Origin of the sequence: Amycolatopsis sp. NBRC 101858 (assembly GCF_030269325.1) — a bacterium.
Classification (GTDB): domain Bacteria; phylum Actinomycetota; class Actinomycetes; order Mycobacteriales; family Pseudonocardiaceae; genus Amycolatopsis; species Amycolatopsis ponsaeliensis.
Genome location: NZ_BSTD01000001.1, coordinates 2,154,222 through 2,180,233 on the forward strand (window position 1 = coordinate 2,154,222; position 26,012 = coordinate 2,180,233).

29 protein-coding genes are annotated in these 26,012 nt (G+C 71.1%); 9 read left to right on the forward strand and 20 right to left on the reverse strand.

Annotation, left to right across the window (positions count from 1 at the left end):
- Positions 1–13: 13 nt before the first annotated feature.
- Both QSK39_RS10490 and QSK39_RS10495 read right to left on the reverse strand, forming a co-directional pair.
- Entirely contained in the window at positions 14–697 is a 684-nt protein-coding gene (locus tag QSK39_RS10490) for an SDR family NAD(P)-dependent oxidoreductase (RefSeq protein ID WP_285477417.1), read from the reverse strand.
- Between the two features lie 15 nt (positions 698–712).
- Positions 713–2,671 (reverse strand): DUF8189 domain-containing protein, encoded by a 1,959-nt coding sequence (locus QSK39_RS10495; RefSeq protein ID WP_285477418.1) that lies wholly within the window; start codon positions 2,669–2,671, stop codon positions 713–715.
- A 211-nt stretch (positions 2,672–2,882) separates the two neighbouring features.
- Here QSK39_RS10495 and QSK39_RS10500 point away from each other — a divergent pair, with 211 nt between their 5' ends.
- Genes QSK39_RS10500 through QSK39_RS10510 form a run of 3 tightly spaced genes read left to right on the forward strand, consistent with a single transcriptional unit; the run spans position 2,883 to position 5,402 of the window.
- Positions 2,883–3,797 (forward strand): sugar kinase, encoded by a 915-nt coding sequence (locus tag QSK39_RS10500; RefSeq protein WP_285477419.1) that lies wholly within the window; start codon positions 2,883–2,885, stop codon positions 3,795–3,797.
- Complete coding sequence (locus QSK39_RS10505; RefSeq protein WP_285477420.1) at positions 3,794–4,411, forward strand: bifunctional 4-hydroxy-2-oxoglutarate aldolase/2-dehydro-3-deoxy-phosphogluconate aldolase; 618 nt, start codon at positions 3,794–3,796, stop codon at positions 4,409–4,411. Before QSK39_RS10500 ends, QSK39_RS10505 begins: the two co-directional genes overlap by 4 nt.
- On the forward strand, positions 4,404–5,402 hold the full coding sequence (locus QSK39_RS10510; protein ID WP_285477421.1) for a lactonase family protein: 999 nt from the start codon (positions 4,404–4,406) through the stop codon (positions 5,400–5,402). Before QSK39_RS10505 ends, QSK39_RS10510 begins: the two co-directional genes overlap by 8 nt.
- Here the strand turns inward: QSK39_RS10510 and QSK39_RS10515 are convergent.
- Genes QSK39_RS10515 through QSK39_RS10530 form a run of 4 tightly spaced genes read right to left on the reverse strand, consistent with a single transcriptional unit; the run spans position 5,391 to position 10,453 of the window.
- Positions 5,391–7,418 carry an alpha-galactosidase gene (locus QSK39_RS10515; RefSeq protein ID WP_285477422.1) on the reverse strand — a complete coding sequence of 676 codons (2,028 nt, stop codon included), beginning with the start codon at positions 7,416–7,418 and terminating at the stop codon, positions 5,391–5,393. The genes QSK39_RS10510 and QSK39_RS10515 overlap by 12 nt on opposite strands.
- Positions 7,415–8,236 carry a carbohydrate ABC transporter permease gene (locus QSK39_RS10520; RefSeq protein WP_285477423.1) on the reverse strand — a complete coding sequence of 274 codons (822 nt, stop codon included), beginning with the start codon at positions 8,234–8,236 and terminating at the stop codon, positions 7,415–7,417. Before QSK39_RS10520 ends, QSK39_RS10515 begins: the two co-directional genes overlap by 4 nt.
- Positions 8,233–9,153, reverse strand: a complete 921-nt coding sequence (locus tag QSK39_RS10525) for a carbohydrate ABC transporter permease (RefSeq protein ID WP_285477424.1) — start codon at positions 9,151–9,153, stop codon at positions 8,233–8,235. Before QSK39_RS10525 ends, QSK39_RS10520 begins: the two co-directional genes overlap by 4 nt.
- A gap of 1 nt (position 9,154) precedes the next feature.
- Positions 9,155–10,453 carry an ABC transporter substrate-binding protein gene (locus tag QSK39_RS10530; protein ID WP_285477425.1) on the reverse strand — a complete coding sequence of 433 codons (1,299 nt, stop codon included), beginning with the start codon at positions 10,451–10,453 and terminating at the stop codon, positions 9,155–9,157.
- Between the two features lie 160 nt (positions 10,454–10,613).
- Between QSK39_RS10530 and QSK39_RS10535 the strand changes: the two genes are divergently transcribed.
- The 3 genes from QSK39_RS10535 to QSK39_RS10545 all read left to right on the forward strand — a co-directional run bounded on the left by QSK39_RS10535 (position 10,614) and on the right by QSK39_RS10545 (position 12,769).
- Entirely contained in the window at positions 10,614–11,312 is a 699-nt protein-coding gene (locus QSK39_RS10535) for a FadR/GntR family transcriptional regulator (protein WP_285477426.1), read from the forward strand.
- Between the two features lie 75 nt (positions 11,313–11,387).
- Positions 11,388–12,161 carry an inositol monophosphatase family protein gene (locus QSK39_RS10540; RefSeq protein WP_285477427.1) on the forward strand — a complete coding sequence of 258 codons (774 nt, stop codon included), beginning with the start codon at positions 11,388–11,390 and terminating at the stop codon, positions 12,159–12,161.
- Positions 12,158–12,769 carry an NAD(P)-dependent oxidoreductase gene (locus tag QSK39_RS10545; RefSeq protein ID WP_285477428.1) on the forward strand — a complete coding sequence of 204 codons (612 nt, stop codon included), beginning with the start codon at positions 12,158–12,160 and terminating at the stop codon, positions 12,767–12,769. The genes QSK39_RS10540 and QSK39_RS10545 overlap by 4 nt, the downstream gene beginning before the upstream one ends.
- A gap of 410 nt (positions 12,770–13,179) precedes the next feature.
- Here QSK39_RS10545 and QSK39_RS10550 read toward each other — a convergent pair whose 3' ends face one another.
- The 4 genes from QSK39_RS10550 to QSK39_RS10565 are packed head-to-tail and all read right to left on the reverse strand — an operon-like array spanning position 13,180 to position 15,950.
- Positions 13,180–14,082 carry a LysR family transcriptional regulator gene (locus QSK39_RS10550; RefSeq protein ID WP_285477429.1) on the reverse strand — a complete coding sequence of 301 codons (903 nt, stop codon included), beginning with the start codon at positions 14,080–14,082 and terminating at the stop codon, positions 13,180–13,182.
- Positions 14,083–14,100: 18 nt separating this feature from the next.
- The gene (locus QSK39_RS10555) at positions 14,101–14,697 is read right to left on the reverse strand and encodes a TetR/AcrR family transcriptional regulator (RefSeq protein ID WP_285477430.1); all 597 of its coding nucleotides are present in this window, start codon (positions 14,695–14,697) and stop codon (positions 14,101–14,103) included.
- 34 nt (positions 14,698–14,731) lie between these two features.
- Positions 14,732–15,448: a hypothetical protein gene (locus QSK39_RS10560; protein WP_285477431.1), complete on the reverse strand. Its 717-nt coding sequence runs from the start codon at positions 15,446–15,448 to the stop codon at positions 14,732–14,734.
- Positions 15,441–15,950, reverse strand: a complete 510-nt coding sequence (locus QSK39_RS10565; protein WP_285477432.1) for a SigE family RNA polymerase sigma factor — start codon at positions 15,948–15,950, stop codon at positions 15,441–15,443. The genes QSK39_RS10560 and QSK39_RS10565 overlap by 8 nt, the downstream gene beginning before the upstream one ends.
- A gap of 135 nt (positions 15,951–16,085) precedes the next feature.
- Here QSK39_RS10565 and QSK39_RS10570 point away from each other — a divergent pair, with 135 nt between their 5' ends.
- Together QSK39_RS10570 and QSK39_RS10575 are read left to right on the forward strand one after the other, a co-directional pair.
- Positions 16,086–17,111 carry a threonine aldolase family protein gene (locus QSK39_RS10570; RefSeq protein ID WP_285477433.1) on the forward strand — a complete coding sequence of 342 codons (1,026 nt, stop codon included), beginning with the start codon at positions 16,086–16,088 and terminating at the stop codon, positions 17,109–17,111.
- A gap of 14 nt (positions 17,112–17,125) precedes the next feature.
- Positions 17,126–17,704, forward strand: coding sequence for an HAD family hydrolase (locus QSK39_RS10575; RefSeq protein ID WP_285477984.1), 579 nt, complete (start codon positions 17,126–17,128; stop codon positions 17,702–17,704).
- A gap of 10 nt (positions 17,705–17,714) precedes the next feature.
- Here QSK39_RS10575 and QSK39_RS10580 read toward each other — a convergent pair whose 3' ends face one another.
- Together QSK39_RS10580 and QSK39_RS10585 are read right to left on the reverse strand one after the other, a co-directional pair.
- On the reverse strand, positions 17,715–18,227 hold the full coding sequence (locus QSK39_RS10580; RefSeq protein ID WP_285477434.1) for a hypothetical protein: 513 nt from the start codon (positions 18,225–18,227) through the stop codon (positions 17,715–17,717).
- Positions 18,224–18,382, reverse strand: coding sequence for a hypothetical protein (locus QSK39_RS10585; protein ID WP_285477435.1), 159 nt, complete (start codon positions 18,380–18,382; stop codon positions 18,224–18,226). Before QSK39_RS10585 ends, QSK39_RS10580 begins: the two co-directional genes overlap by 4 nt.
- 520 nt (positions 18,383–18,902) lie before the next feature.
- Here QSK39_RS10585 and QSK39_RS10590 point away from each other — a divergent pair.
- Positions 18,903–19,196 (forward strand): hypothetical protein, encoded by a 294-nt coding sequence (locus tag QSK39_RS10590; RefSeq protein WP_285477436.1) that lies wholly within the window; start codon positions 18,903–18,905, stop codon positions 19,194–19,196.
- Between the two features lie 373 nt (positions 19,197–19,569).
- Here QSK39_RS10590 and QSK39_RS10595 read toward each other — a convergent pair whose 3' ends face one another.
- From QSK39_RS10595 to QSK39_RS10630, 8 genes are all read right to left on the reverse strand, one after another.
- Positions 19,570–19,761, reverse strand: coding sequence for a hypothetical protein (locus QSK39_RS10595; protein WP_155548045.1), 192 nt, complete (start codon positions 19,759–19,761; stop codon positions 19,570–19,572).
- A 101-nt stretch (positions 19,762–19,862) separates the two neighbouring features.
- A complete protein-coding gene (locus tag QSK39_RS10600) occupies positions 19,863–21,035 on the reverse strand; it encodes a pyridoxal phosphate-dependent aminotransferase (RefSeq protein ID WP_285477437.1) in 1,173 nt (390 codons plus the stop codon).
- 15 nt (positions 21,036–21,050) lie between these two features.
- The gene (locus tag QSK39_RS10605) at positions 21,051–22,133 is read right to left on the reverse strand and encodes a transglycosylase SLT domain-containing protein (RefSeq protein ID WP_285477438.1); all 1,083 of its coding nucleotides are present in this window, start codon (positions 22,131–22,133) and stop codon (positions 21,051–21,053) included.
- Positions 22,134–22,204: 71 nt separating this feature from the next.
- A complete protein-coding gene (locus tag QSK39_RS10610; protein ID WP_285477439.1) occupies positions 22,205–22,516 on the reverse strand; it encodes a hypothetical protein in 312 nt (103 codons plus the stop codon).
- Positions 22,517–22,649: 133 nt separating this feature from the next.
- Complete coding sequence (locus QSK39_RS10615; RefSeq protein WP_285477440.1) at positions 22,650–23,408, reverse strand: ESX secretion-associated protein EspG; 759 nt, start codon at positions 23,406–23,408, stop codon at positions 22,650–22,652.
- A 2-nt stretch (positions 23,409–23,410) separates the two neighbouring features.
- Positions 23,411–24,997, reverse strand: coding sequence for a hypothetical protein (locus tag QSK39_RS10620; protein WP_285477441.1), 1,587 nt, complete (start codon positions 24,995–24,997; stop codon positions 23,411–23,413).
- A gap of 9 nt (positions 24,998–25,006) precedes the next feature.
- Positions 25,007–25,573 (reverse strand): DUF3558 domain-containing protein, encoded by a 567-nt coding sequence (locus QSK39_RS10625; RefSeq protein WP_285477985.1) that lies wholly within the window; start codon positions 25,571–25,573, stop codon positions 25,007–25,009.
- 25 nt (positions 25,574–25,598) lie between these two features.
- Entirely contained in the window at positions 25,599–25,979 is a 381-nt protein-coding gene (locus QSK39_RS10630) for a hypothetical protein (protein ID WP_285477442.1), read from the reverse strand.
- Positions 25,980–26,012: the final 33 nt, after the last annotated feature.

Genomic DNA, 26,012 nt, shown 5'->3' on the forward strand with positions numbered 1-26,012 from the left:
CCGTGTCCCCCATCTACGCGGAATCCTTGGCGGCGGACCAGCCGCCGTCGACGGTCAGCTCGGCCCCGGTGACGAACGACGCCGCGTCCGAGAGCAGGAAAGCGATCACGTTCGCCACCTCCGCCGGGTCACCGAGCCGGCCCGCCGGGGTCGCCCGGGCGCTGCGTTCGCGGTTCTCCGGCGAGATGCGGTCCCAGGCCTGGGTGAGCACCGGCCCCGGCAGCACGGAGTTGACCCGCACGTCAGGGGCGTATTCGACGGCGAGCTGCCGGGCCAGCGCGACCAGCGCGCCCTTGCTCGCGGCGTACGCGGGGTGGCCCGGCAGGCCGAAGTGCGCGTGCACCGACGAGACCAGCACGACCGCGCCGCCCCGGGCCCGCAGCGACGGCAGGCAGGCCTTCAGGGCTAGGTACGTGCCGGTCAGGTTGACGTCGAGCTGGCGTTCCCACTCGCCGCGGCCGATCTCGTGCAGCGCCCCGGTGCTGGGTACGTAGGCGTTGCTGACCAGGGCGTCCACCGCACCGATGTCCGCCCAGGTCGCCTCGTCGCTGACCGAACCCCGGATGGGAACGACCCCGTCGGGGAGTTCGGCGATGTCCACGCCCAGCACGCGATAGCCGTCGTCGAGCAGCTTCCGGGCCGTCGCCGCCCCGATCCCGGACGCCGCTCCGGTCACCACCGCCGTGCGCGCAGACATCGCCGACTCCACTTCCTAGAACTTGGCTACGTGGACATGGTCGTCCGGCCCGCGGGCGGCGAACCACAGCGACGCGCCGTCGGACGCGGCGCCGAGGGTTCCCACGATGCTCCCGCTCGGGTACTCCGGCCGTTTGAACCAGCCTGCCCAGGAGCCGGACCAGTCGTTGGCCCACAGCGAGTAGTCGCTCGCGGACGCGGTGAGCGCGACCTTCGCCCCGACCGCGACGAGCGTCGGGCTGCTGCTGACCGTGCCACCGACCGACGTCCAGTCCGACCAGGTGCCGCCCGTCTTCGTGCGGGCCCAGACGCTGTCGTCGGCGGTCCGGACGGCGACGACCGTGCCGCTCGTGGCCGTCGCCGCGCCGGGCCGGCCGTAGATCGGCTTGCCGCCGGGCGCCCCGAGACCGGACCACTGACCGGCACTGGTCCGCTGCCAGACCTGGCCGTCGGCGCCGCGGACGAAGACCGTCCCGTCGGTGGTCACGGACGGCGAGTCGGTCAGCGTTCCGCCGAGCCGCTTCCAGTCGCCCCAGCGCTTCGAGTAGCTGCGCTGGTAGAGGGCGTTGTCGAGGCCGCGGACGTAGACGTCGATGCCGGTGGACGTCGCCACCGCGGCCGGCTGGCCGAGGAACTTGCCACCGACCCGGCCCGGCCCGTCGAGGCCCTTGACCTGCAGGGAGCCGTCGCGGTCGCGGAAGAACGTCACGGTCTTGCCGCCGGTGCGGACGATCGCCGGGCTCGCCGACGCGTCGCCGCCGAGGTCGTCACCCGGGACGAGGTCGGTGCCGTGCAGGCGCAGGAACGCCGTGCCGTGCGCGGGGACCGTGACCGTGTACGAGCCGCTCGCGCTGCCTCGGTCGGCGCGAGCGCGGAGGTCGCGAATGGACACTCGCCCCTTGAGACCGGCGTCGGCGAAGTTCAGCGTCATCTGCGTCGGTGCCTCGCCGCGGTTGAGCAGGACAACCGCGCGGTCGCCGTCGCGGGAGAGGACCTTGCTGTAGGTGTCGGTGCTGCCGGTCGTCGCGATCCGGACGCCCTGGATGCCGAGGCGGTCCTGGTTGACGCCGACGATCTCCGGGTTCTTCAGCGTGCTGATCATCGACGCGGGCAGCGTGCGCGGGTCCGAGCCGAGGATCAGCGGGGAGGCCATCTCCGCCCACATGACGAACTGGGTGGTCGACTCCTCCTCGTTCAGCTCGTAAGTGCCCTGCTCGGTCTTGCGCATCGGGATCAGGTAGTCGGGGTCGTTGTAGTGGCCCGGCCCGTTCGCCTCGGGGTGCGCGGCGTTGGCGTCCATGTTGCGCAGGACGTCGGTCCAGATGCCCTCGTACGGCGTGCCGAACGCGATGTCCGTGCTGGTGCGCCAGGAGTCGGCGACCAGCGGGCCGTAGCTGTAGGCGATGCCGGCGACCTGGTCGGGCCCGTGCGGGGTGCCCCACTCGTCGGTGACCGGGTTGCAGACGTTGAGCACCATCGGCCGGCCCGCCTTGGCGAGGGCCTTGCTGAACTGCGTGAACGCGTCCGCGGGCTTGAGGTTCTGGGCGATGCCGCAGAGGAAGTCGACCTTCACGGCGTCGAACTTCCAGTTCGCGAAGCGCTTGGTGTCCTGCTCGTAGTGGCCGCCGGAGCCGGCCGCGCAGTTCTTGCCGTCGGAGGCGCCCGCGTCGGTGTAGATGCCGGCCAGCAGGTGGCGGTCGTGCAGGTACTTGACCAAAGTGGACAGTCCACTGGGGAACTTCGCGCTGTCCGCGAGGAGGTTGCCCTGGGCGTCGCGCGGGTCGGGGGCGGTCCAGCCGCCGTCGATCCAGACGTAGCGATAGCCGGCGTCACGCAGGCCGCTGGAGACGAGGAAGTCCGCGACGGACTTCACCGACGCCTCACTGGGCGCGCCGAGGCCGTAGTAGGTGTTCCAGCCCATGTACGGGGTCTTCGCGACCCCGCTGTCGTAGTAGTCGGGAGCACCTTGGTCCACGGCCGGTGTTGCCTGTGCGGGGATCGCGATGGCGGTGAGCGCGGCGGCTGCCGCTGCTACGACCGCTAAGGATCTCTTCAAGAGCATGTTGCCGGACACCCTTCTCCGATGAAACAGCGTCGAGCGAAGCCGTGGAGCAGCATGCCGGGGCGTCTCGGTCTCCGTCAAGAATAAATCCTAAATTAAGATTTCACGCGCTATGCTGTCGGCGATGAACACCGAAGTCGTCACTCTCGGCGAGGCGATGCGGCTGCTGCTCGCCGAGCCCGGCGTCGCCCTGCGGCGCGCCCGCACCTTCACGTCGTCCGTCGCCGGCGCGGAGACCAACGTCTCCGTCGGGCTGGCCCGGCTCGGCCACCGCGTCCGCTGGCTGAGCCGAGTCGGCGACGACCCGTCCGGCGCGCACGTGCTCGCCACCCTGCGCGCGGACGACGTCGACGTCTCGCAGGTCGAAGCCGATCCGGACGCGTACACCGGCTTCCTGATCCGGGACACCGAGACGGTCGAGTACCACCGAAGCGGCTCCGCAGCTTCGCGCTTGTCAGCTGCGTACGTGCGCGACGCAGGTCTCGACGGTGCTCGGCTCGTACACGTCTCCGGAATCACGGCGATGCTGTCGCCTGACGCGTGCGAAGCCGTCGAAGCGCTCTTCGCGCTGGCCCGCGCTTCGGGCGCTTGGGTGTCCTTCGACCCGAACGTCCGGCTGAAGCTCGCCAAACCGGACGTCTGGCGCGAGACCGTCGGCCCGCTGCTGACCAGGGCGGACCTCGTCTTCGCCGGAGAAGACGAGCTCGACCTGCTCGGGCAGACGCCGGACGCGCTGCTCGCGGGCCGGGCGCAGACGGTGGTCGTCAAGCAGCGGGACAAGGTCGCGCGAGCGGTGACGGCCGACGGCTCGTGGTCGCAGCCGAGCCTGGTCACGCGGGTCGTCGACCCGGTCGGCGCCGGGGATGCGCTGACCTCGGGGTACCTGTCGGCGTGGCTGCGGGGCGCGTCGCCGGAGGACGCGCTGCGGGCGGGCGCGGCCTGCGCGGCGCTGGTCGTCGGCACGCGGACCGACCTGGAAGGCCTGCCCGACCGGGGCGAACTCACGAAAGCACTGCTCGGCACGGAGGTGGACCGATGACCTATCGCTGGGAGATCACGGCGAACGCGGTGCGTCAGGGCGTCGTCGGGATCGTGCGCACGCACGACGCGGAATCGGCGGTTTCGGCGGCGCGCGCGGCCCTGGAAGCGGGGCTGCGCTCGATCGAGCTGCCGCTGACGAACCCGGGCGCGCTGGACGCGATCTCGGGGCTGTCCGCGGCTTACCCGGACGCGACGATCGGCGCCGGCACGGTGCTCGACGAGGCGTCCGCGGTACTGGCGATCCGCGCGGGCGCGCGGTTCCTGGTCTCGCCGTCGGTGGACGCGGCGGTGATCCGTACCGCTCACCGGTACGGCGCGGCGGCGTTCCCCGGCGCCGGCTCGGTGACCGAAATCGTGCGGGCGCTGGAAGAAGGTGCCGACGCCGTCAAGGTTTTCCCCGCCTCGGCGCTGAGCCCGTCCTGGGTGCAGGACGTCCGGGCGGCACTCCCGCAGGCGCCGCTGGTGCCCACCGGCGGCATCGGACCGGCGGACGTGCCAGGCTGGCTGGCGGCGGGCGCGGTGGCGTGCGGGGTCGGCTCGGCGCTGACCCGCGGCACCGTCGCGGAGATCTCCGCCCGGGTCGAAACGCTGTTGAGGAGCGCGCATGGCTGAGCTGGTCTTCGTCGGGTGCTACACCGGCGACGCGGGGAACGGCACCGGGATCACGACGTTCTCGCGGTCCGCCACCGGCGATCTGACGGAAGTCGCCTCGCTGCCGATGGAGTCGCCGTCGTGGCTGGCGAAGCACCCGTCGTTGCCGGTGCTGTACGCGGCGAACGAGACCGCGGCCGGCGGCGTGACGGCCTTGGCGCTTTCGGACGCCGGCGCGTTGTCCGTGCTGGGCACGGCCGAGACGGGCGGCGCGCACCCGTGCCACCTGGCGGTGACCCCGGACGGCCGGTTCCTGCTGTGCGCCAACTACACGGGCGGCAGCCTGGCGGTGTTCTCCCTGACTGCCGACGGCGGGCTGGGCTCCCGGACGGCCTTGGTCCAGCACACCGGCAGCGGTCCTGACGCGGATCGCCAAGAGGCCGCGCACGTCCACATGGCCGTTCCCGGCGACGGCATCGTGAGCGCGGTCGACCTGGGCACGGACGAGATCCGCAGCTACACGCTGTCTTCCGGCGGTTCCCTGGAACTGCTCGCGGTGTCCGAGCTGCCGCCGGGCACGGGCCCGCGCCAGCTGGTCCGGCGGCCGGGCACGGACCTGGCGTACGTGGTCGGCGAACTGGCCGGGACGGTGGTGACGGTCCGCGAGCCGTCCCCGGGCGCGTTCGAGGTGGTGGCCGTGACACCGTCGACGCTGTCTTCGGTGACGCCCAACCTGGTGGCCCACCTGGAGCTGGCCGGCTCACGGATGTACGTGTCCAACCGCGGCCCGGACTGCGTGACGGAGTTCGCCCTCGACGACGCGGCCGCGGTGGCCGACCAGCCGTGCGGCGCGAACCCGCGCCACTTCGCCCTGGTGGACGGGACGTGTTACGTGGCGGCCCAGTCGGCGGACGCGGTCACGGCGTTCACCCTGACCGCCTCCGGCGACGCGGAACTGCGCAGCTACCCGACGGGCTCACCGACCTTCGTGCTGCCGGTCTCACTGCCCTGACCGGCGGAGGATCACGACGTCGGCGTCGTGGTCGGCCGTCCAATCGAACGGGAGGCCCGCGTACCTCAGGTGCGCGCCCGAGTAGCGGGCTCCCGTCTCGTCCACATAGGACGCATCCACGTGCAGCCGCACCCGTGACGAGCGGCCCGGCACCAGCGGGGCGCCCGTCAGGGGGCCGGTGCTCCACGCCAGCACGACCACCGTGTCGCCGTCCTCGGACGTGTACTGCGTTGCCGCCGTGGGAGCGGATGGGCCGGCCAGTACCCGGGCCGTTCCGTGGTGGATGACCGAGCGGATCCGCTTGTACAGCGCCACCAGCGAGGCCGCTTCGGCGTGCTGGGCGTCGGTCCACTGCGACAGGTTCGCGCCGATACCCAGCACCCCGGCCATCGCCGTCACGAACCGGAACCGCAGCGACCGGGGCCGCGGGTCGAACACGCCCGGGGAGTCCGTCACCCACGAGCTCATCAGGTGCGGCGCGTGCATCAGCAGGAACCCGTCCTGGATCGCCAGGCGGTCCAGCGGCCCGGTGTTGTCGCTCGGCCACACCACGTCCGTGCGGGCCACCGTGGCCAGGTCGGTCCGGCCGCCGCCGCCCGCGCACGCCTCGATCGTCACGTGGGGGTGCGCCGAACGCAGGTGGTCCAGCACCGACAGGTAGCCCGCCACGTGCTCGGCGTCGAGGTCCGCGAGCGGTGCGCCCGGCCGGCCGCGTTCCGTCGGCGGCCGGTTCATGTCCCACTTCAGGTACGAGATCGGGTACGCCGTCAGCAGTGAGTCCAGAGTGGACTTGACGAACGCGACGACCTCGGGCAGCCCCAGGTCCAGCAGGAGCTGGTTGCGGATCAACGTGAGCGGGCGCCCGTCGATGCGGTACACCCAGTCCGGGTGCGACGCGTAGAGCTGCGACTTCGGGCTGACCGCCTCCGGCTCGACCCACAGGCCGAACTCAAGCCCCAGCTCACGCACCGCATCGACGAACGCGCCGAACGACTCCTCCGCCGGCGTCCAGTCACCGAGGCCGCCGGTGTCGTCGTCACGGCCGGTGAACCAGCCGTCGTCCACCACGAACAGCTCGACGCCGAGGTCGGCCGCGCGCTTCGCCAGCTCCAGCTGATGCTCGCTCCGGACGTCGAAACCCGTTGCCTCCCAGGAGTTGTAGAGCACCGGGCGAGGGCGTCGCCACCGCGCGCCCGCCAGCACCCGGTCGTAGTCGTGCCACACCGACGCCAGCCCGGCCAGTCCGTCCACACTGGACGCCAGCGCGACAGCCGGAGTCGCCAGCGAAGCTCCGGGCTCGAGCCGCACCGGTCCCGGCGAGGGCAGCCGCCCGGCCCGGACGCGGGTCAGCCCGGAAGGCTCCACATCGGCGGAGATCTCCCACGAACCCGGCCATTCCAGGGAAACGCCGAAAGCAGCGCCGCCCGAGGAGTCCTGGACCGCCAGCCACGGGACGTGAGCGTGCCCCGGGACGCCGAACCGGCTCTCCATCCGGAACCCGCCGGCGGGCAGCGGAACGGACTGCCGGGTGAACTCCTGCGACCACTGCCCGGTCAGGTACGTCAGCTGGGCACCGGACACGGTGGGCACGCACACCCCGGCCGAGCCGAGCCGGTCGAACTCCAGCGGCTCGGCACCGGTGTTCGTGAACTCGACCCACCGGGTCAGGACGTCGGTCTCGGGCACCGGCCGGTAGCACAGCACCGCGCGCAGCCCGACCAGTTCATCCACGAAGGTCAACCGCAGGTCGCCGTCGTGGGACGCGGAGTCGAAGCGCCACCAGGAACCGCCGCGCACCGAGACGTCCGCGCCGGAGAACGGGCGCAGGCCCAGCGGGGCGTACTCCACCGGTGCCGCGTCGGCATCGGTGATGAAGTGCACCGAGCCCGCGTTCGTGAACACCGACGGCCCGTCCTCGATCCCGGACGGCCCCCACGCGACGAGTTCGGCCCACCGGGAAGACGGATCCAGCGCCACCGTGTACGAAGTGGACTTCATGGCCACGGTCCACGTCATTTGATCGCCCCGATCGCCAGCCCCGAAATGAAGTGCTTCTGGAACCGCAGGAACACCGCGACCGTCGGCACGGCCGCGATGACCGAGCCCGCCGCGATCACGTTCCAGTTGGACACGTACTGCCCCTGCAGGCCGAGCAGCGCCGGCGTCACCGGCATCACCGTGCCGGTGCGCAGCACGGTGATCGACCACAGCAGGTCGTTGAACGTCCAGGTGAACGCCAGCGCGCCGAGCGCGGCCAGCGCCGGGCGGGTCATCGGCAGGATGATCCGCCAGAAGATCTGCGCGACGCCGGCGCCGTCGATCAGCGCCGCCTGCTGGATCTCGTCCGGGATCGACCGCATGAACCCCTGCAGCACGAACGTGTAGAACCCGAGCCCGAACCCGACCTGCACGACGATCAGCGCCGTCAGTGTGTCGTAGATGCCCAGCAGTTCGGCCAGCTTCGCGACCGGCACGAGCAGGATCTGCGGCGGCAGCAGGTTTCCCGCCAGCATGACCAGGATGATCGTGCGGCGGAACGGTATCTGGTAGCGGCTCAGCGCGAACGCCGCCGCCGAACTCAGCAGCAGGGCCAGCAGCACGGTCGGGATCGTGACGATCAGGCTGTTGAGCATCGCGTGCCCGCCGCCGCCCTCGCCCCACGCCTGGCCGAACCCGTCGAGCGAGAACGACGCCGGCAGCGCGCCCAGGCCGTTCGACGCGATGTCGGAGAACGTCCGGACGCTCGTCGTCAGCACCAGCGCGATCGGCAGCAGCCACAGCACCGAGAGCCCGCCCGCGAGCAGGTGGAACCCGAACGTGCGCGTCCTCCTCACGAGTCCTCCCGGAACGCGCGCACGAGGTAGGTCACGATCACGCCGAACGCCAGCACGAAGATCACCACGGCCAGCGCGGACGCGTAGCCGAGCCGCAGCGACTGGAACGCCGTCGCGTACATGTACGTGCTCAGCACCTCGGACGAGTGGTACGGCCCGCCCTTCGTCATCGACCAGATGACGTCGAACGACCGCAGCGAGTCGATGATGATCACCGACAGGACCACGGAGTTGACGCTGCGCAGCTGCGGCCACGTCACGTTGCGGAACTGCTGCCACGCGGTCGCACCGTCCAGTTTGGCCGCTTCGTACAGCGCCGGGTCGATGCCCTTGAGCCCGGCCAGGTACAGCACCATGACGTAGCCGAGCTGCCGCCACAACGCCGGGATGAGCACCGCGTACAGCGCGGTCTTCGGGTCCGCGAGCCACGCGTGCTGCCAGCTGACGAGCCCGATCGCGCCGAGCAGCCGGTTCACGACGCCGTCCGGCTGGTAGATCACCTGCCAGATCAGCGACGTCGCGACCAGCGAAAACACTACCGGTGTGAACAACGCGGCCCGGTAGAACCCGACACCGCGCCGTTCCTTCTGCAGCAGCGTGGCCAGCGCGAGCCCCCCGACGGCCGAGAGGCCGCCGAAGAGCACGAGCCAGATCACCGTGTCCAGCGCCGCCGTCTTGAAGATGTCGTCGGAGAACATCTCGGCGAAGTTCCCCAGGCCGACGAACGTGGGCGCCGAGACGCCGTCCCAGTTCGTCAGCGCCAGGTAGAATCCCTGCAGCGCCGGCCAGAACACCCAGAACCCCTCGACGACGAGGGGCACCAGGACGAACGCCAGCAGCACGGGCGAAATCCGGCGACGACGGCGTTTCGCGGCCAGGAACGCCGTGTCGGGCCGTTTCGCGGTCAGCACCGCCATCTCAGGACTGCCAGACCTTCTGCGCGGCCGTCTGCCAGTCGCTCAGGATCGAGTCGAGCTCGTTCGGCTTCTGGATGAACCGGATCAGCGCGGCGTCGGCGGTCGGCTGCAGCGCGTCGGAGGAGTCGCGGTTGAAGAACTGCGTGATCTCCTTGGCGTCGGTGAGCAGCTTCCGTCCCTTTTGGACCAGCGGCGTGCCGTTGTCCTTGGCCTTCGGGTTCGTCGGCAGGACCGTGCCGGAGGAGTTCTTGATGTAGAGCTCCTGCGCCTCGGCCGTCGCGACGTACTTGAACCACTCCTTGACCTCGGCGACGTGCGGGGTGCGCGCACTGGCGAAGAAGCCGTCGGTCGGGCCTTCCTCGGCCACCGGGACGGCCGGGTCGAGGATCGGGAACTGGAAGAAGTCGAGGTCGTCGAGCGCGTCCTTCGGAGCGGCGTCGGCGAAGAACGTGCCGGTGAGGACCATGCCGGTGCGGCCCTGGAGCAGCACGGTCGTCGCGTCCTGGAACGCGATCGCGGTGCCGTTCGGGTCGAAGTACGGCAGGGCCTGGCGCCACGGGTCGAAGATCTTCTTGACGCGCGGGTCGTCGAAGCGCTGCTTGCCCGCGAGCAGCTCGCGGTGGAACGGCGCGCCGTTGATCCGGATGTTCAGGTAGTCGAACCACGCGGACGCGGTCCACGGCGTGTTGCCGCCCGCGCCGAGCCCGATCGGCGCGATCCCCTTGCCCTTCAAGGTTTCGCACAGCGCGAGGAACTCGCTCCAGTTCGTCGGCGGCTGCACGCCCCACTTCGCAAAGTTGGACTTCCGGTAGAAGAAGCCCCACCAGTAGTAGGACGTCGGGACGAAGACCTGGTGCCCGGCGCCGTCGCCGGAGAGCGCGCGGAACGCGGCGCTGTAGTCGCCCATGGTCTGCCAGACGTCGCCGACGTCGAGCAGCAGGCCCTTGCGCGCGTAGCCGGACAGCAGCGAACCCGGGTACCACGTGTACGTGTCCGGCGGCGTGGCCGCGGTGAGGTAGCTGGGCAGCTGGGTGCGGAAGGTCTCCGACGCGACGGTGTTGACCGTCGCCGTCGCGCCGCCCTTCGCGCCGAACGCCTGGGCCAGCGCTTCGATGGCCTTCTTCGCCTCGGGCGAGGACAGGTTCGATTGGACGGTGACCGCGCCGGCGGCCTGCTTGACCGGGCCGGAGTTCGCGGAGGTGGCGCAGGCGGCGAGGAAGCCGGACGACCCGATCGCGCCGAGGCCGGCCAGGCTCGCGTTGCGCAGGAAACGACGGCGGGACAGGCCTGCACTCGTCATGTCGTGACCCCTTTGTCTTGGGCGCCCTCGCGGGCGTGACTGCTGCCAAAGAGTGCAACCGGGCGACGCCGGTGTCAAGATGTATTCATAATTTATGACGACTTAGCGGGCGGCGTAGGATGACTCCGATCACGACCTGCCAGCTGAGAGGGCCCCTCCATTGACCGAACACCGGCCACGCGGGTTGCACGGCCAGACCGTGGAGGCACTGGCCAGCCGGATCCTCTCCGACGAGTGGGGCGAGGGCACCGTCCTGGACCTGCCGGCGCTGCGCGAAGAGCTCGACATCAGCCTGACCGCGCTGCGCGAGGCGCTGAAAGTGCTGGCGGCGAAGGGGATGATCGACGCCCGGCAGAAGCGCGGCACGTTCGTCCAGCCGCGCGAGAAGTGGAACATGCTCGACACCGACGTCATGCGCTGGCAGACCGCGGCCGCCGACGATCCGGGCCTGCTCGACGAGCTCACCGAGGTCCGCACGGTCGTCGAGCCCGCGGCGGCGCGGATCGCGGCCGAACGCGCGTCGGAGGAAGACCTCGATTCGCTGCGGGAGGCGCTGGCCGACATGGCCGCGGCGGGCGACGCGGAGGCGAGCGTCCAGGCCGACCTCGCGTTCCACCGGCGGCTGATGACCGCCACCCACAACAACTTCCTGATGCGGATGGAACGCGTCATCGCGATCGGGCTGGCCGAGCGCGACAAGCTCGTGCACGGGGCATCGGCGGCGGAGGACCCGGTGCCGAGCCACCGGAAGGTGTTCGACGCGATCGTGGCCGGCGACCCCGTGGCGGCGGAGCAGGCGATGCTGGCGTTGGTCACCAAGTCCCGCGACGACCTGGCCAAGGCGCAGCGCAAGTCCTGACAAGTGCACAGCGGTAACTCGTCGATTAAGTAGATTGCACTGGAGTCAGGCCTCAAACCGTGTCGTAATGGGTGCATGACAAACGACAACCTGTTGGCAGCGATGGTTCAGGCGGCGGAAAAGGCCGGCTCGGCTCTGCTGGAGTCGTTCGACCCGGCGAGCCGGCCGGCGGACCGGACGGCGATGTACGAGCTCGGCACCGGCCTCGAAGCGACTTCGACGAAGATCGTCCGCGAGGCGCTCGACGGCGTCGACGGCGTGGGCTGGTGGGACGAAGACGAGAGCGGCCGGGAGGTGCCGGCCGGGCGGTGGTGGGTGGTCGACGGCACCGAGGGCGCGGTCAACCACGTGCACGGCCTGCCGGAGTGGGGCGTGATCATCACGCTGATCTCGGACGGCCTGCCCGAGCTCGCCGTCTTCCGCCAGCCGATCGGAGACCTGACGTACACGGCGGAACGCGGGCAGGGCGCGTTCCTCAATGGACAGCCGCTGCGGGTCTCGGCCAAGACCGACCTCGCGGCCGCGGCGGTGACGGCGAGCCAGGGCGGCAACGACTCCGTTGTCTACGAACGGTTCGCGGGCGCGTTCGCGGCGATGGCGTCGCGGGCGTTGCTGGTGCGCAACACGATCCCGACGACGTTCCCGTTGCTGGGCGTGGCTTCCGGGCAGTACGACGTGTTCTGGCAGTACGAACCCGACCTGCCGGGCACGGCACTCGGTACCCTCCTGGCCGGCGAAGCGGGCGCGGTCGTCTCCGACCTCGCGGGGGGTTCGTGGGACGTCAACTCCCCGGACGTCCTGGTCGCCGCCCCGGGTCTGCACGCCGCGGCGCTGGAGGTGCTGCGATGAGCCGGGTGGCGGTGCTCGGCGCTTCGGGCGCGGTGGGCAGTGAGCTGGTGCAGCAGGCGCTGGCGCGCGGGCACGAGGTGGTGGCCATCAGCCGGAACCCCGCGCTGTCCCCCACCGACCGGTTGACCCCGGTCGCGGCCGACGTGAACGATGCCGCCGGGATCGCGGAAGCGTTGCGGGGCAGCGAAATCGTGCTCGACGCACTGGGTCTCAGGAAGGGTGACCCGCCCGGCGTGCTGACCGCGGGAGCACGCGCGGTGGTGGCCGCGGCGCCGGCGCGCGCGGTGTCGGTAGGGGCGTTCGGGACGGGCCCGTCGGCGGGGGCGGCCGGGTGGCTGACGCAGACGCTGGTGAACCGGCTCATGAAGGCCGAGCTGCCGGACAAGGTCGGCGCGGACGCGGCGATCCTCGGCATGGGCGGCACGGTGATCCAGGTGGGCCCGATGAAGGCCGGCCCGGTCAGCCCGACGCGGCGTTCGGTGCCCATCGGCGACGTGCCGCCCCGGCTGTTCCCGGCGATGGTCAGCCACGCGACGGTGGCGGCGGCGATGCTGGACGCGGCGGAGGACGGGCCGCGCGGAGAGGTGCTGGTGACGCTGCCCAAGTAACGGACCGGGGCCCGCCGACCCCGGGGCCGCCCGGTCGGGATCCCCGACCCGCTCGAGGCCGCCCCCGCTCGCCGGGGGCGGCCGGCGGCAAAAGCGGCCGGCAGGAGCAGCCAGCGGCGGGAGCGGCCAGCGGCGGGAACAGCCAGCGGCGGGAACAGCCAGCAGCAGGCAGCGGGCGCAGCCGGCGGCGGGAGCGGCCAGCAGCTGGCAGCGGGCCCGACCGGCGGCGGGAGCAGCGGGCAGCGGGCCCGGCCAGCGGCGGGAACAGCCAGCAGCCAGCAGCAGGCAGCGGGCAGCGGGCCCGGCCAGCGGCGGGAACAGCCAGCAGCAGGCAGCGGGCAGCGGGCCCGACCGGCGGCGGAATCCCGCCGCTGGCAGCGGGCGCGGCCGGCGGCGGGATTCCGCCGCCGCTAAGCGAGCTCCCCGGGCGCCGGGCCCGCCAGCACCTCGGCCAGCGCCGTGCGGCAGTGCCCGCGCAGCCATTCGTGTGCCGGGTCCGTGTCGTACCGGCTGTGCCAGCTCAACACCACCGACGCGCCCGGCAGGTCCAGGGGCAGTTCCGTCGCCGCCAACTCCGTGTCCGCGCGTGCCTGGGCCGTGGCCCGGACCGGCATCACCCCCACCACGTCGCTGTGGGCGATCGCCTGCAGCGCCAGCGCCGCCGTCGGGAGCGCCGCCACCACCCGGCGGCGCATCCCCAGCTCGGCCAGCGCCTTGTCCACCGCGTCGCGCAACCGGCCGCGCCGGGACACGATCACGTGCTCGGCCGCCGCGAACTCCTCCAGGTCCAGCGCCCGGCCCGCACGGCTCACCAGGGCCAACCGGTCCTCGCCGACCACGTCGTGGCTGATCTCCGGCGAGCCCGGCACCGTCGCCCCGACCTCCAGGTCGACGTGCCCGCGGGCCAGGTCGGGCGTGTCCACCGGGGCCTCCGCCAGCAACCGCAAGCCGATCCCGGGCGCCTCCGCCGACGCCGTGCGCAGCAACGCCGGGAACAGCGCCGCGAGCAGCGCGTCGTGGCCCTGGATGGTGAACGTGCGCCGCAGCGTCGCCGGGTCCACCGTGCGGGCCGGGGCCAGCACCCTGTTCGCTCGGGACACCAGGGTCCGCACCTCGTCGCGCATCGCCAGCGCGCGAGGGGTCGGGGTCATCGTGCGGCCGGTGCGCACCAGGATGTCGTCCCCGGTCGTCGCCCGGATCCGCGCGAGCGTGCGGCTCATCGCGGGTGGCGTGAGGTGCAGCCGGTCGGCGGCCGCCTGCACGGAGTTCTCCTCCAGCAGCGCGTCCAAGGCGGTCAGCAGGTTCAGATCCACCTGCACGACAGTAACGACTCAGGTGCCGTCGAGTGCGTTCTGCAGCATCCGGGACGCGGCCGCGCGCGGGGCCGGGTCGATCGCGATCAGGGCGTTGACGACGGCGCCGTCGACCAGCGCCACCAGCCGTTCCAGGTCGGCTTCGCTCACCGGAGTGCCCGAGCGGGCGAAGATCTCCGTCAGCAGCTCGTTGAGCTGGGCCGACAGCGTCCGCATCAGCGGCCGAAGGTACGGACGGCGGCCGGTCGCGACCAGCCGCTCGTACCGCAGCAGCACGGCTTCCGCGTCCGCCTCCGCGTCGTCCGTCTCCGGCCCCAGCAGCATCTCCAGCACCAGGTCGACGGTCGCCTGCACGCCGCGGTTGCGGGTCGCCAGCTCCTCCAGCCGGCGGCGGCCCGTCTCCAGCTCCGCATGCCCGTGGTGCTCGACGGCCGCCGTGACCAGGTCTTCCAGCGAGTCGAAGTAGTACGTCGTCGAGGCGAGCGGCAGCCCGGCCCGCTCGGCGACGGCCCGGTGCCGGACGGCGTCGAACCCGCCCTCGACGAGCAGTTTCGCGGCGGCCTCGACGAGCGCGGCGCGCCGTCGTTCCCCTTTCGGGGTGGTCGCTGCGGTCATGACCGGTCATTCTGCCAACCGGGCGGACCCGGGCTCAGAAGCGGGGCGCGAGATCGTGCGCGAACGCCTGCACCTGGCCCGCGTACGGTGCCGTCGCCCCGGACGAAGGCACGCTGACCAGCACCAACGATCCACCGGACGCCGTGGCCACCTGGGCCGTGACGGTGCCGGCCGGCTGGGACTTGAAGACCACGGGAATGCCCTTCGGGTACACCGCCGCGGACACCTCGCCGCCCGGAACCGGGAACCCGGCGGAGCGCGAGCCCGTCGAACAGGCGCCGCCCGGGACAGCCGGGGTACCGGCGACGTGGCCGGGGAGCTCGCCAGCGAGGGCAATGGCGAGCTCCCCGTCCACCTGTTCGCACCCGGAGGCGCCTTCGGCCAGCTGGCCGGTCTTCCCGCCCTGGTCACCTCCCTGCCGAGGTGGTTCGGACGAGAAGTTCGGTGACTCCCCACCGACTTCAGGACGTGCCGGGCTCAGACCGGGTTGCCCCGATCCCGGCCCGGATTGCGACGCCACGGCGCCGTTGTCCGCGGACGTCAGTGCCTCGGGGGTACCCCCGGACAGCACTCCGTACGCACCGAACCCGACGACCACCAGCGCCGCGGCGCTCACCCCGGCGGTGATCCGGTTGCGGCGCCGCACGGTCTGGCGGCGGGATTCGCGGACGACGTCGTCCTGCGAGAACGTCGGCGATGGCGCTTCGCCGGGCGCGGCGGAGAACAACGAGCGCAGCTCCTGCTCATCCATTGGTCTCCACCTCCCGTTCGAGCACCTGCTTGAGGTTCGCCAGCCCGCGTGCGGTCTGGCTCTTCACGTTGCCTTCGCTGCAGCCCAGCGCCGCCGCCGCACTGGTCACGTCGAGCCCTTCGAAGAACCGCATGACCAGCACCGCCCGCTGTTTGGGCGGCACTTCCTTCAGCGCCGCGAGCAGGTCTTCCCTGGTCGCGACGAGGTCGTCGAGGCCCGGCGAGTCGTCGGCCGGCTCGGGCAGCGTCTCGGTCTGCCATTCACGCCGCCACGGACGCCGCGATTCGTCGATCGACGCCCGGACGAGCGTCGTGCGGACGTACGCGTCGGTCGCCGCGCGATCCCTGATCTTCTTCCACCTCCGGTGCAGCGCGACGAACGCCGTCTGCGCGAGGTCGTCCGCCCGGTGCCAGTCGCCGCAGAGCATGTACGCGGTCCGGCGCACGGCGTCCCGCCTGGCGGCGAAGTACTCCGCGAACTCCTCCTCGTCGCGCTGGTCCACGCGCAGTCGTGCTCCGCTCTGTTGTCGTCGGTGGGTAGGACGGAATCAGGGGCGTCCACGGTTGCATGGACCGAGTGGGTTCGACCACTCCGGGGTTCATTGATCCCCGTCCGGTGGGTGTGATGTGATCACTCCGTGACCTTCACGCTGCCGCCGCTGGACTTCCGTTCCGACACCGTCACCCGTCCGGATGACACGATGCGCGCGGCGATGGCGTCCGCGGAGGTCGGCGACAACGTCCTCGAGCGCGACCCGACGGTGCAGGCGCTGGAGGAACGCGCCGCGCACGTCCTGGGCATGCCGGCCGCCCTGTGGGTGCCGAGCGGGACCATGGCGAACCTCGTCGCGCTGAGCCTCCACCTGCAGCGCGGCGACCGGTTCCTGGCCACGCGCGGCGCCCACGTGCTGTCCAACGAGCTCGGCTCGGCGGCGTGGCTGGCCGGCGGGATGCCGGACATCCTGGAGCACGACGGCGGCCCGGGCCGTCCTTCGCCTGACGCCCTCGCGGCCGCGATCGGACAACCCGGGCCGTACTTCACATTACGGACATCGCTCCTCTGCCTCGAGAACACGCACAACGCCGCCGGCGGCGCGGTGACCCCGCCGGACGAGCACGCCCAGCTGCTGTCCGTCGCGAAGGAAGCCGGCCTGACCGTGCACCTCGACGGCGCCCGGCTCTGGCAGGCCGCGGTCGCGCTGGAGGTGCCGCCCGCCGCGCTGACCGTCGGCGTCGACAGCGTGTCGGCCTGCTTCAGCAAGGGCCTCGGCGCGCCGGTCGGCTCGGTCGTCGCGGGCAGCGTCGCGTTCGTCGAGCGGGCACGCCGGATGCGGCAGATGCTCGGCGGCGGCGTCCGGCAGGGCGGCGTCCTGGCCGCGGCCTGCCTGGTCGCGCTGGACCGCGTCCCCGAGCTGGCGGAGTCGCACGAGAACGCCCGGCGCCTGGCCGAAGGCCTGACCGAGCACGGCTGGGCGACGAACGTGCCGGACACCAACATCGTGCTCGCCGAGGTGCCCGACATCCCGACCGCGCTGGCCTGGCTGGACTCGCTCGGGATCCGGGCGGTGCCGATGGCGGGCAAGGTCCGGTTCGTCACGCACCGGGACCTGAGCGCGGCCGAAATCGAAGAAGCCTTGCGCCGGATCAAGACCGGCGCCCGATGAGCACTGGGGACACCGTGAACTGGATCGTGTTCGACTACGGCGACGTGCTGAGCAAGCCGAGCGCGGCTCGCCCGGCGATGGCCGCGGCGATGGGCGCGCCGCTGCCGGAGTTCGAGAAGGCGTACTGGGACTACCGGATTCCCTACGACGCCGGGAGCACTCCGCTCGAGTACTGGCAGACGGTCGGCAAGGCGCTGGGCGTGTCCGTCGGCGAAGAGCTGTCGGACGAGCTGACGCAGATCGACGTCGAAGGCTGGAGCCACCTCGAACCGTCCTCGCAGGCGCTGTTCGAGACGCTTTCCGAGGCCGGCGCGGCACTGGCGCTGCTGTCGAACGCTCCGGTGGTGTTCGGCGAGTGGGTTCGCGCGCAGGAGTGGGCTCGCCACTTCCGCGTGACGCTCTTCTCGGGCGACGTCCGGTGCGTCAAGCCGGACGCGAAGATCTTCCGCCTCCTGCTCGACGAGCTCGGCGCCGAGCCTGCCGACTGCCTGTTCTTCGACGACCGTCCGTCCAATGTGGAGGGTGCACGGGCGGTCGGCCTCAAGGCCGAGGTGTGGAACGGCGCCGACGCGGCTCAGGCCTGGCTGGACTGAGCCACGCGGCTCACCGCTGCCTCCGGCCGCCGACGATGAAGAGCGCGCCGACGATGGTGCTCGCCGAACCGAGCAGCGCCGGGATGATCATCCTGCTCATCTCCAAGGCGAAGTCCGGCGCCACCGCGTGGTTCCACACCGCGGCGAAGATGGTCCCGAAGACGGCCAGCAGGATGAACCCCACGCCGAGCAGCACTTTCTGCTGCATGCCCGCCGCGTGCCGGGTCTGCTGGAGCTGCAGCTGTGCGGCGTGTTCCGCCTGACTGGACTGCATCTCCGCCCGGTGCTGCCGTTCCGCGGCCTCCTGGGTCTCGCGGAAGGTGAGCCGCTCCCGCAGCAACGGCGCCTGACCGGGGCGCCGGTGCGTCGGCTCGGTCTCGCCGGGCGACGGGTGCTCGAGGTCCTCCCACTGCGCCTCACCGGGTTCCGGCGGTTCCTTGGGGTCGATCCACTCGTCGCCCTTCGCCTGGTCGCCGGGTCTTCCGGGCCCGCTTTCCGCCGTCGCGGCGGATTCGCCGGTCATACCTCGTACTCGGCGTACAACGGCTCGGTGGAGATCTCTTCGGCTCCTTCGACGCCGCGAGCGGTGGGTTCGAAGTACTCGCCGGGGTCGGGGTAGGCAGCCGCCGGCGGATTGGTCAGCTTCATCGCGGTCGGGGGACGGTCGGGGGCGGGCATGTGCAGACTCCTTGTCTCGCGCGACGGGGTCGGAACTCGATCTTTCGGGAGCAAGTCAGGGGGAGTGAGCAAGCTCACCACTCCGGGAACTTTACCGGACTCGTGTCGAATACGTGGTTTGCAGACACGTTGCACGTGTTCCAAACATGTCTTCATTGCGCAGATTTCTCACATACGCACGTCAGCGCACACCCGTAAGCGTGTGCTTATGTGAACACGTCACCGCAAGTTGTGGCCCTTTCGAGTGAAAAGTGGTTGAGTGGATGTACGTGGTCACCACGTGAAACCCACTAGTAAGTTGGCTGGACATGCCCTGTGACGTGCGGTTTTGGCTGTCCGGCCGATGCCGCTCGGAAGCACTGAACCAGTCAGCGATCACGCACGTAACAGGTAGCGTCACCGCACCGACTAACCACACACTTGCCACGCACGCGACACGCCCTTCACACTTGGCGGGCGACCGAAGCCACGCACCGGTCGTTTGCCGGACGGGGGGCGACGACCTGCCAAAGGAGAGAGCATGGCCGCCAGGACCACACCCCCGGACACGACCATCGAGCCCGCCGCCCCGCCTCGAGAACGTTCGGAAGTGGCCCACACGAAGGGGACCGCGCCGAAACGGATCAACGTCGCGGTCAACCCCGAAACGGTCGACGCCCTCCAGCGGGTCATCGACCGCGAAGGCGTCACGCTCACCGAAGCCGTTCGCCGGTTGATCGGTTACGGCGAAGTGCTTTACCGGGCCACCAAAGAGGAAGGAGCCGAGCTGCTGATCAAGACCGACACGCAGACTCGGCAGGTGATCATCTTATGAGGAGTGACCGACCATGCCGACACTTGCGCGCCGGTGGCCGGCGGAGGTCGCGAGACCGACGTCTTCGCCGGGAACAGGCGCGGTAAACGCCTGTTTTCACGTCGACCGAGGGGTTCGGAACCGATGTTCCGGACCCCTCGATCGTGGGAATCTCCTGTTGTCAAAGATCATCGGGGACCGTCTTCGAACTCACTACTCAGCGTACCGAGCTTGTCATGCACGTGCAAGAACACGTGCATCTGCACGTCGCTATGACGTCGAAATGTCATGTTCTCCGGACCGGGAATCGATCAAAGAGGCATCCTCGTGAACAACAGAAAACCGCGCCCGGCGCCGGTGGAACTCGGCGACGTGACGCGGTCTTCGGGTTTGCTCAGTAGCGGTTGATGCGCCTCGGGTCCTTCTTGCCGCCGCTGATCGCGCGGTAGCCGGCGGCGCCGAGGAAGGCGATGCCACCGATGATGGCGATCCACAGGACGGCCTTGAACACGAAGCCGATCACGGCGCCCAGCACCATGAACGCCACCCAGGCGACGATCAGGCCGCCGACGATCTTCCAGAACATGGCTTCCTCCGATTGCTCCCGTGGCCCCTCCGGCCCGATGTCTCCACTCTGACACCTCCGCCGGGGAAACTCCCCTCGTAGAGCCAACGTTCAGGGATGAATCAGGGTTCCCCCTGGCCGAGCCAGGCCCCCAGCCGTCGGACGCCTTCGTCGATGTCGTCCGCGCTGCCGGCGAAGGAGAACCGCACGTACTTGCCGCCGTCGACCGGGTCGAAGTCGACGCCGGGGGTGATGGCGAGGCCCGTGTCGGCCAGCAGCCGCTGGCACCAGCTCAGGCTGTCCTCGGTGTACGCGCTGACGTCGGCGTACGCGTAGAAGGCGCCGTCGGCGGGCGCGAGCCGGTCGAGGCCGATGCCCTTGAGGCCGGTGAAGAGCCGGTCGCGGTTGGCGCGGTAGTGCTCGACGTGCGCGTCCGCCTCCGCGTACGCCTCGGGCGTGAAAGCGGCCAGCGCCGCGTACTGCGAGACCGCGGGCGGGCAGATGGTGAAGTTGCCGGTCAGGACGTCGACCGCGCGGTGGAGGCGCTGCGGCACCAGCATCCAGCCGAGCCGCCAGCCGGTCATCGCGAAGTACTTCGAGAAGCTGCCGAGCACGAGCGGCTCGCGGCCGAACTGCCACGCGCAGTCGAGCTCGGCGCCGTAGGAGATGCCGTGGTAGATCTCGTCGCTGATCAGCTGCACGCCGTGCGACGAGCACCAGCCGGTGATGGCGGCGAGCTCCCCGGGCGGCAGGACGGTCCCGGTCGGGTTGCTGGGGCTGGCGACGATCAGGCCGTCGATCGGGCCGAGCTCGTCGAGCAGGGCGACGGTGGGCTGGAAGTTCGTCTCGGCGGTGGTGGCGAACTCGACGACCTCGCAGCCGAGGACCGACAGCAGGTTGCGGTAGGCGGGGTAGCCCGGCCGCGCCATCGCGACCTTGGCACCGGGGTCGAAGGCGCTGAGGAAGGCGAGCAGGAAGCCCCCGGACGACCCGGTGGTCAGGACGACGTCCTGCGCGCTGACGTCGAGCCGGTACTTGCGCTGGTAGTGCCCGGCGACGGCGTCCCGCAGCTCGGGGATGCCGAGCTGTTCGGTGTAGCCGAGCGGGCCGGCCCGGAGGGCCTTTTCCGCGGCTTCGAGAACGGGCTGGGGCGCGGGAGCGGACGGCTGCCCGGCGGCGAGCGACACGAGATCGCCGTGGCTGCGCTGCCGGGCCCCGGCCGCGGAGAGGACGTCCATGACGTGGAAGGGCGGCACACCGGCCCGCAGCGCGGGACCCGCCTCGAGGTCGGCCATGCGGCCAGGCTAGTTCTAGTAACCCTGGTAGGCACCACCGTGGGCCATGGCCTTGATGCCCGGCACGTTGCCGAGGCCGCCGTAGCGGTCGTAGGAGTACCGGACGCCCGCGATGATGTTGTCGACCGGGTTGTAGATGTTGTCGTGCCCGGGCAGCTTGTGGGCGTTGAACGTCGAGTCGATGCACTGCATGAGCCCCTTGGACGGGTGCCCGGCAGCGGCGTTGGAGTCCCAGTTGTTGATGGCGTTGGGATTCCCGCCCGACTCGTGCTGGATGATCGCCCAGATGTTGGGGATGTCGGCGTCCGTGACGGGCACGCCGGCGGCCTGGAGGGCCTTGATGGCTTCCTGGATCCACTGCTGGACGTTGCCCGGGGGCGGCGAGGACGGGGGGCCGCCGCTGGGGCCGAGGCCGCCGCCTCCACCACCACCGCCACCGCCTCCTCCGCCACCGCCGTGGTGGGAGGAGCCGTTGCTGTGGATGCCGCCGGTGCTCTTCGGCGCCGCGGGGGTGCTGCTCGGCAGGGGGACCTGGTCGTAGCCGCCCTCGATCTGCTGCGACATCAGCGTCTGCGAGGCCTTGATCGCGGTGTCGGCCTGGGTCTGCAGCCCGGTCACGTCGCCGTCGTAGCCGGCGGTGATGGTGTGGATGTCCTTCTTCGCCTGCTCGAGGATCTCCGCGGCGGACGGGCTCGGACCGGGCTTGCCCTCGTCCATCGCCTTCTTCGCGGAGTCCAACGCGACCTTGATGTCGGTCGCCGCCTTGGTGTTGCGGGTGTTGACCTCGGTCTCGGCGGAGTTCTGCTTGTCCGAGACCTTGCGCTTGATCTCCGCGAGGTTGGTCTGCAGGGTGTCGAGGTCCTTCGCGACGTCCTCGAGGTGCGTCTGCACCTTGGTGCCGGCGTCGCGCACCTGGCGGACGTAGGTGAAGAACTGGTCCGCCGCCGGACCGGCCCACACCCCGCCGTTGAGCGCGTCCGTCGAGGACTTCAGCGACGCATTGTGGTCACCGGCGTTCTTGCCCGCCTCACGAAACTGCGTCGCCGCGTCCGTGATTTTCTGCAGATTGACCTTTTCGACCTGATCGACCTTCTTCATGAAGGCGTCCCAATTGTCCGGCGTTCCGGCGCCGACCCCGTTCAAGCCCACTCTGGTGCCCCCTGCTCAGTTCACTTGTCGACGTGCAGCTTGAGGTCGCTCGCCCCGACCTGGTCGGTCTCGACGATCAAGCCGGCGGCCTTGCGCATGGCGAACCCCAGCGCCTCCATGTGCTTGCCCGCGGCGTCGAACTGGCTGTGCACGCCGTCCTTGAACTTGCCGACCGCGCTGTGCGCGTCGCCCTTGTCGTCCATCCCGCCGAAGGGGCTTTCGTGCTCGTGGTCCATGCCGGTGACCTTCTGCTTGGACTTTTCGAACTCGTCCTTCAGCTTCTCCACCTGGCCGGCCGCGATGGCCATCGAGTCGGTGTCGTAGACAGGCACGGTTCGTCATCCCCTTCGCAAACTTGCGTCCGCCCGATCAGACGTCGTCATGACCAGGACGGTTCCCGCGCTTACTTTATGACTTCCGCGCGGTCACGGGTACGGATCCACGCCAACTTCCCCCCGGCGGGGATCAGGCCTCCGCCATCAGTTCGCGGATCCGCGTCGCCAGCAGGGCGTTGTCCGCCGGGGTGATCGTCGCCCACTCGCGACCGTCGCGGTCCGAGGCCACCTGGAACAGGTAGCGCCCCGCGTCCGTGTCGAAGAAAGCCACCACCCGGCCCGCCCGGTGGACCACTCCGTCGCGGCCCACCCGCTCCGCGCCGTACTGGCCCCGGGCCTCCTGGCCCAGCAGCATCCCCGACAGCTCCTGGGCTTGGAACAGCTCGACGCCCCGGTCTTCCAACGCCGTGACCAGTGCCTTCGCCTCGCCGCGAGCCGACGCGTCGGCTTCGCGCAGCACCGAATACGGGATGCTCACCGTCTGGCCGATACCCGGTCCGAGGTCGCCCGCCACCGAGACCGCCGCCTCCGGGAGGCCGTCCTCCGTCGCCGGGATCAGCCAGACCTCGCCGTGGTCCACCACCGCCAGGACCGCCTGGCTGCGGACGCTCACCGCGCGGCCGCGGATCTCGCGCTCGGCCCACACCCACACGTCGATGCCGAACTGGGGGCGGGCGAGCAGGTGCAGCTGGTCCGCCACCTCGCCCGACACCCGGCCGTTGCGGGCCAGGCGCCGCTCGCTCAGCGACGCCCAGGCCGCCTCCACCACTTCCTGCCGCTCGGTGCGGGTCGTTCCTTCACTCGGCACGTCGAGCGCGACGTGCTTGCGCGGCAGGCCCAACGACTCCCAGAGCACGTCGAACTCCCGCGCGGACAGCACCAGCGACACGGTCAGCGCCCGTCCCCGCCGTGGTCGCCGATCACGTCGGGGGAAACCATCCGCTGGTCGGCGAACAGGTCCTGGTCGTCGACGCCGAAGCGGCGGACGTGCTCGGCGTCGTCCTCCTGCGGGGCCGCCTCGGACAGGAACTTCGACTCGCCGGCCTGCTGCTTCGGGCTGATCTGCTCCGACTTCCGCAGCGCGACGGCCTCCTCCTCGGGCAGCTCGCCGACCGGCAGCGGCCGGACCGGGCCCTTCGCCTCGCCCTTCTCCCGCCGCAAGCGCTCCTTGTCGCCGCTCAGCGCGCCACCGGCCGCGCCCGCGCCGATCGCCGCCGCGCCCGCACCGATGTCGCCCGGGGTCGCGCCGGGCTTCGCCACGAACCCGCGTTCGGCCGTGAACTGCCCGGGCGGGAGCGGGGCCTGCGGCATCGCGCCGACCGTCCGGCCCTTCGCCAGCAGGCCGTCGGGGCCGCGGTTGCCACTGCCGAGCGAACCTTCGACGCCGGTCGCGCCGGCACCGGACGAGCCACCGCCGCCGAGCGACTTGATCGGCGCGGTCGCCGGAGACGAGCCGGGTGGCAGTGAGCCGGGCGCACCCGGCGGCACGAACTGCTCGCCACCACCGCCGACGGCCAGGCCCGGCGAGAAGTGGGAAGCGTCGCCGGACGCCGTGCCGCGGCCCGGCGCGTTGACCCAGCCGGGGCCGGGCGTCGCCGTCGGCGGCTTCACACCCGCCGGAGTCGTCGACGACGAAGGCGTCGTGTGCTGCGCGGGCGTGGAGCCCGCGCCGGTCTGGCGCGGCGGCTGCGCGGCGGGCCGGGATGGCTGCTGCTGCTGCGCCGCGACGCCGTAGACCGGGGTCGGCGGGTCGGCGTGCACCGTGTGCGACACGGGCTGCACCACCGGCGGGTCGACGTGCACCGACCGGACCTTGTCCGAAGCCGGCTTCACGCCGCCGTCCGGCGTCACCGCGACGGCGGCACCCGCGACGTCCAGCACGCCCGGCGTCACCCCCGGGGCGGCCAGCTTCAGCGACTCGGGGTCGGACAGCGACTGCGTCGAGAGCAGGTTGCCGCCGCTGTCCTGCGCGTACTCGTTCAGGGCCTGCGTCGCCTGCGCCTTGGCGTCGTTCGCGGCCTCGACCTGCCGGGCGTGGTCGGTCTCGAAGCCGATCAGGCTGAGCAGCAGGCCGTCGCTCAGCGTGTAGCCGCCCGCGCCCTTCCGGACGGTCTCGGCGTCCGGCAGCTTGTACTTGGTCCGGTTGAACGACTCGCCCTGCTCGAACACCATTTCCGCGGCGTGCGCGACCTTCGTCGTCGCGTCCTGGGAGAACCCGGCCTGCTCGGTGAGCACCTGGCTGGCCGCACCGCCGGCCTGGCTCTGCCACTCGACGCCGAGCTTGAGCAGCTGGGCGCGCAGCGTCTGGTCGGTGTGGGCGAGGGCGGTCGCGACGGCCTTCAGCGCGTCGACGGCCGTGCCGATGCTGCCGGTGCCGTCACCGTTGACCATCCGCGTGATCTGGTCGGCGATCGCGGTGTTGGTCCAGCCGTCGAACCGGTGGTTCTGAATGCCGGCCGCGAGCTCGGAGAATTCCACGCGCCCTCCCTAGTTGCGTGCTTTCAAGGTCTGCAACGCGACGTCGGCGGCTTGCACCGACAGGTCGCACAGCTGCGGCTGCGTGAACTTGCCGCGGGTGATGGCGAAGGTCTGGACGGCCAGCGTCTGGCCGCGCGCGACGCCGACGAGCGCCTCGCAGTCGGCCGGGTCGCCGGCCGCGCGGTAGTTCGTCAGCGCCGGGTAACCGCCGATGGTCTTCGGCTCGGTGGTCATGCTGTTCTTCTTGCGGGCCCCGGTGATCCACTCGCCGAGGTCCGCCGAGACGGCGCGCACGTGGTAGGCGTGCACCGGCTCGGCGCCGTCGGCGTCGAACACGCACGTCGGCCCGTCCTCCGGCGGAGCTTCGCGGGGAGCGCTGGTGATCTTCATGGCGTCGAGCTGCACCTGCGGGAACACCTCGCACAGGTTGACGCCCTGCAGGGTCAGCTCGGCCGGCCGCTGCGGCAGCTGGGCCGCCTTGGCGCTCTGCGACGCCGCGGTCGCGGCCGTCTCGACCGGGTAGGGCGTGCCTTCGGTGCCCGCCGAGCAGCCGGCGAGCGCCGCCGTCGCGAGCACGCCTCCGGTGACGACCAGCGCGCGGTTACGCACCGTGCTTGGCGCGGTCACCGAACACCGCCGCCTTTTCCTCTTCGCTGACTTTGTAGTCCTTCGCGGCGTCGCGCAGCTGCGAAACCAGGCGCTTCAGGCCGGCGACGTACTCGCGGACCTGCCCCGCGTAGGAGCGGTCGCCGTCGGCGATCAGGGTGTTCCAGGCGTCGATCGACTGCGTGCTGATGACGTCGGCCGACGGCGAGTCGATCCGCAGCTGCCCGAGCTTGGTCAGCAGCTGGTCTTCGAGGGAGTTGGCCTGCTCTTCGACGATCCGGGCGACGTCCAGGAGCTTGTCGGGGTGGACCAGGACGTCCGCGGCCGCCGGCGCCACGGGGACGGCCGAGCTGAGGTCGTACGAGGGTCCTGACATGCTCTCCCCTGACGTCATACGGACAGTGACCGG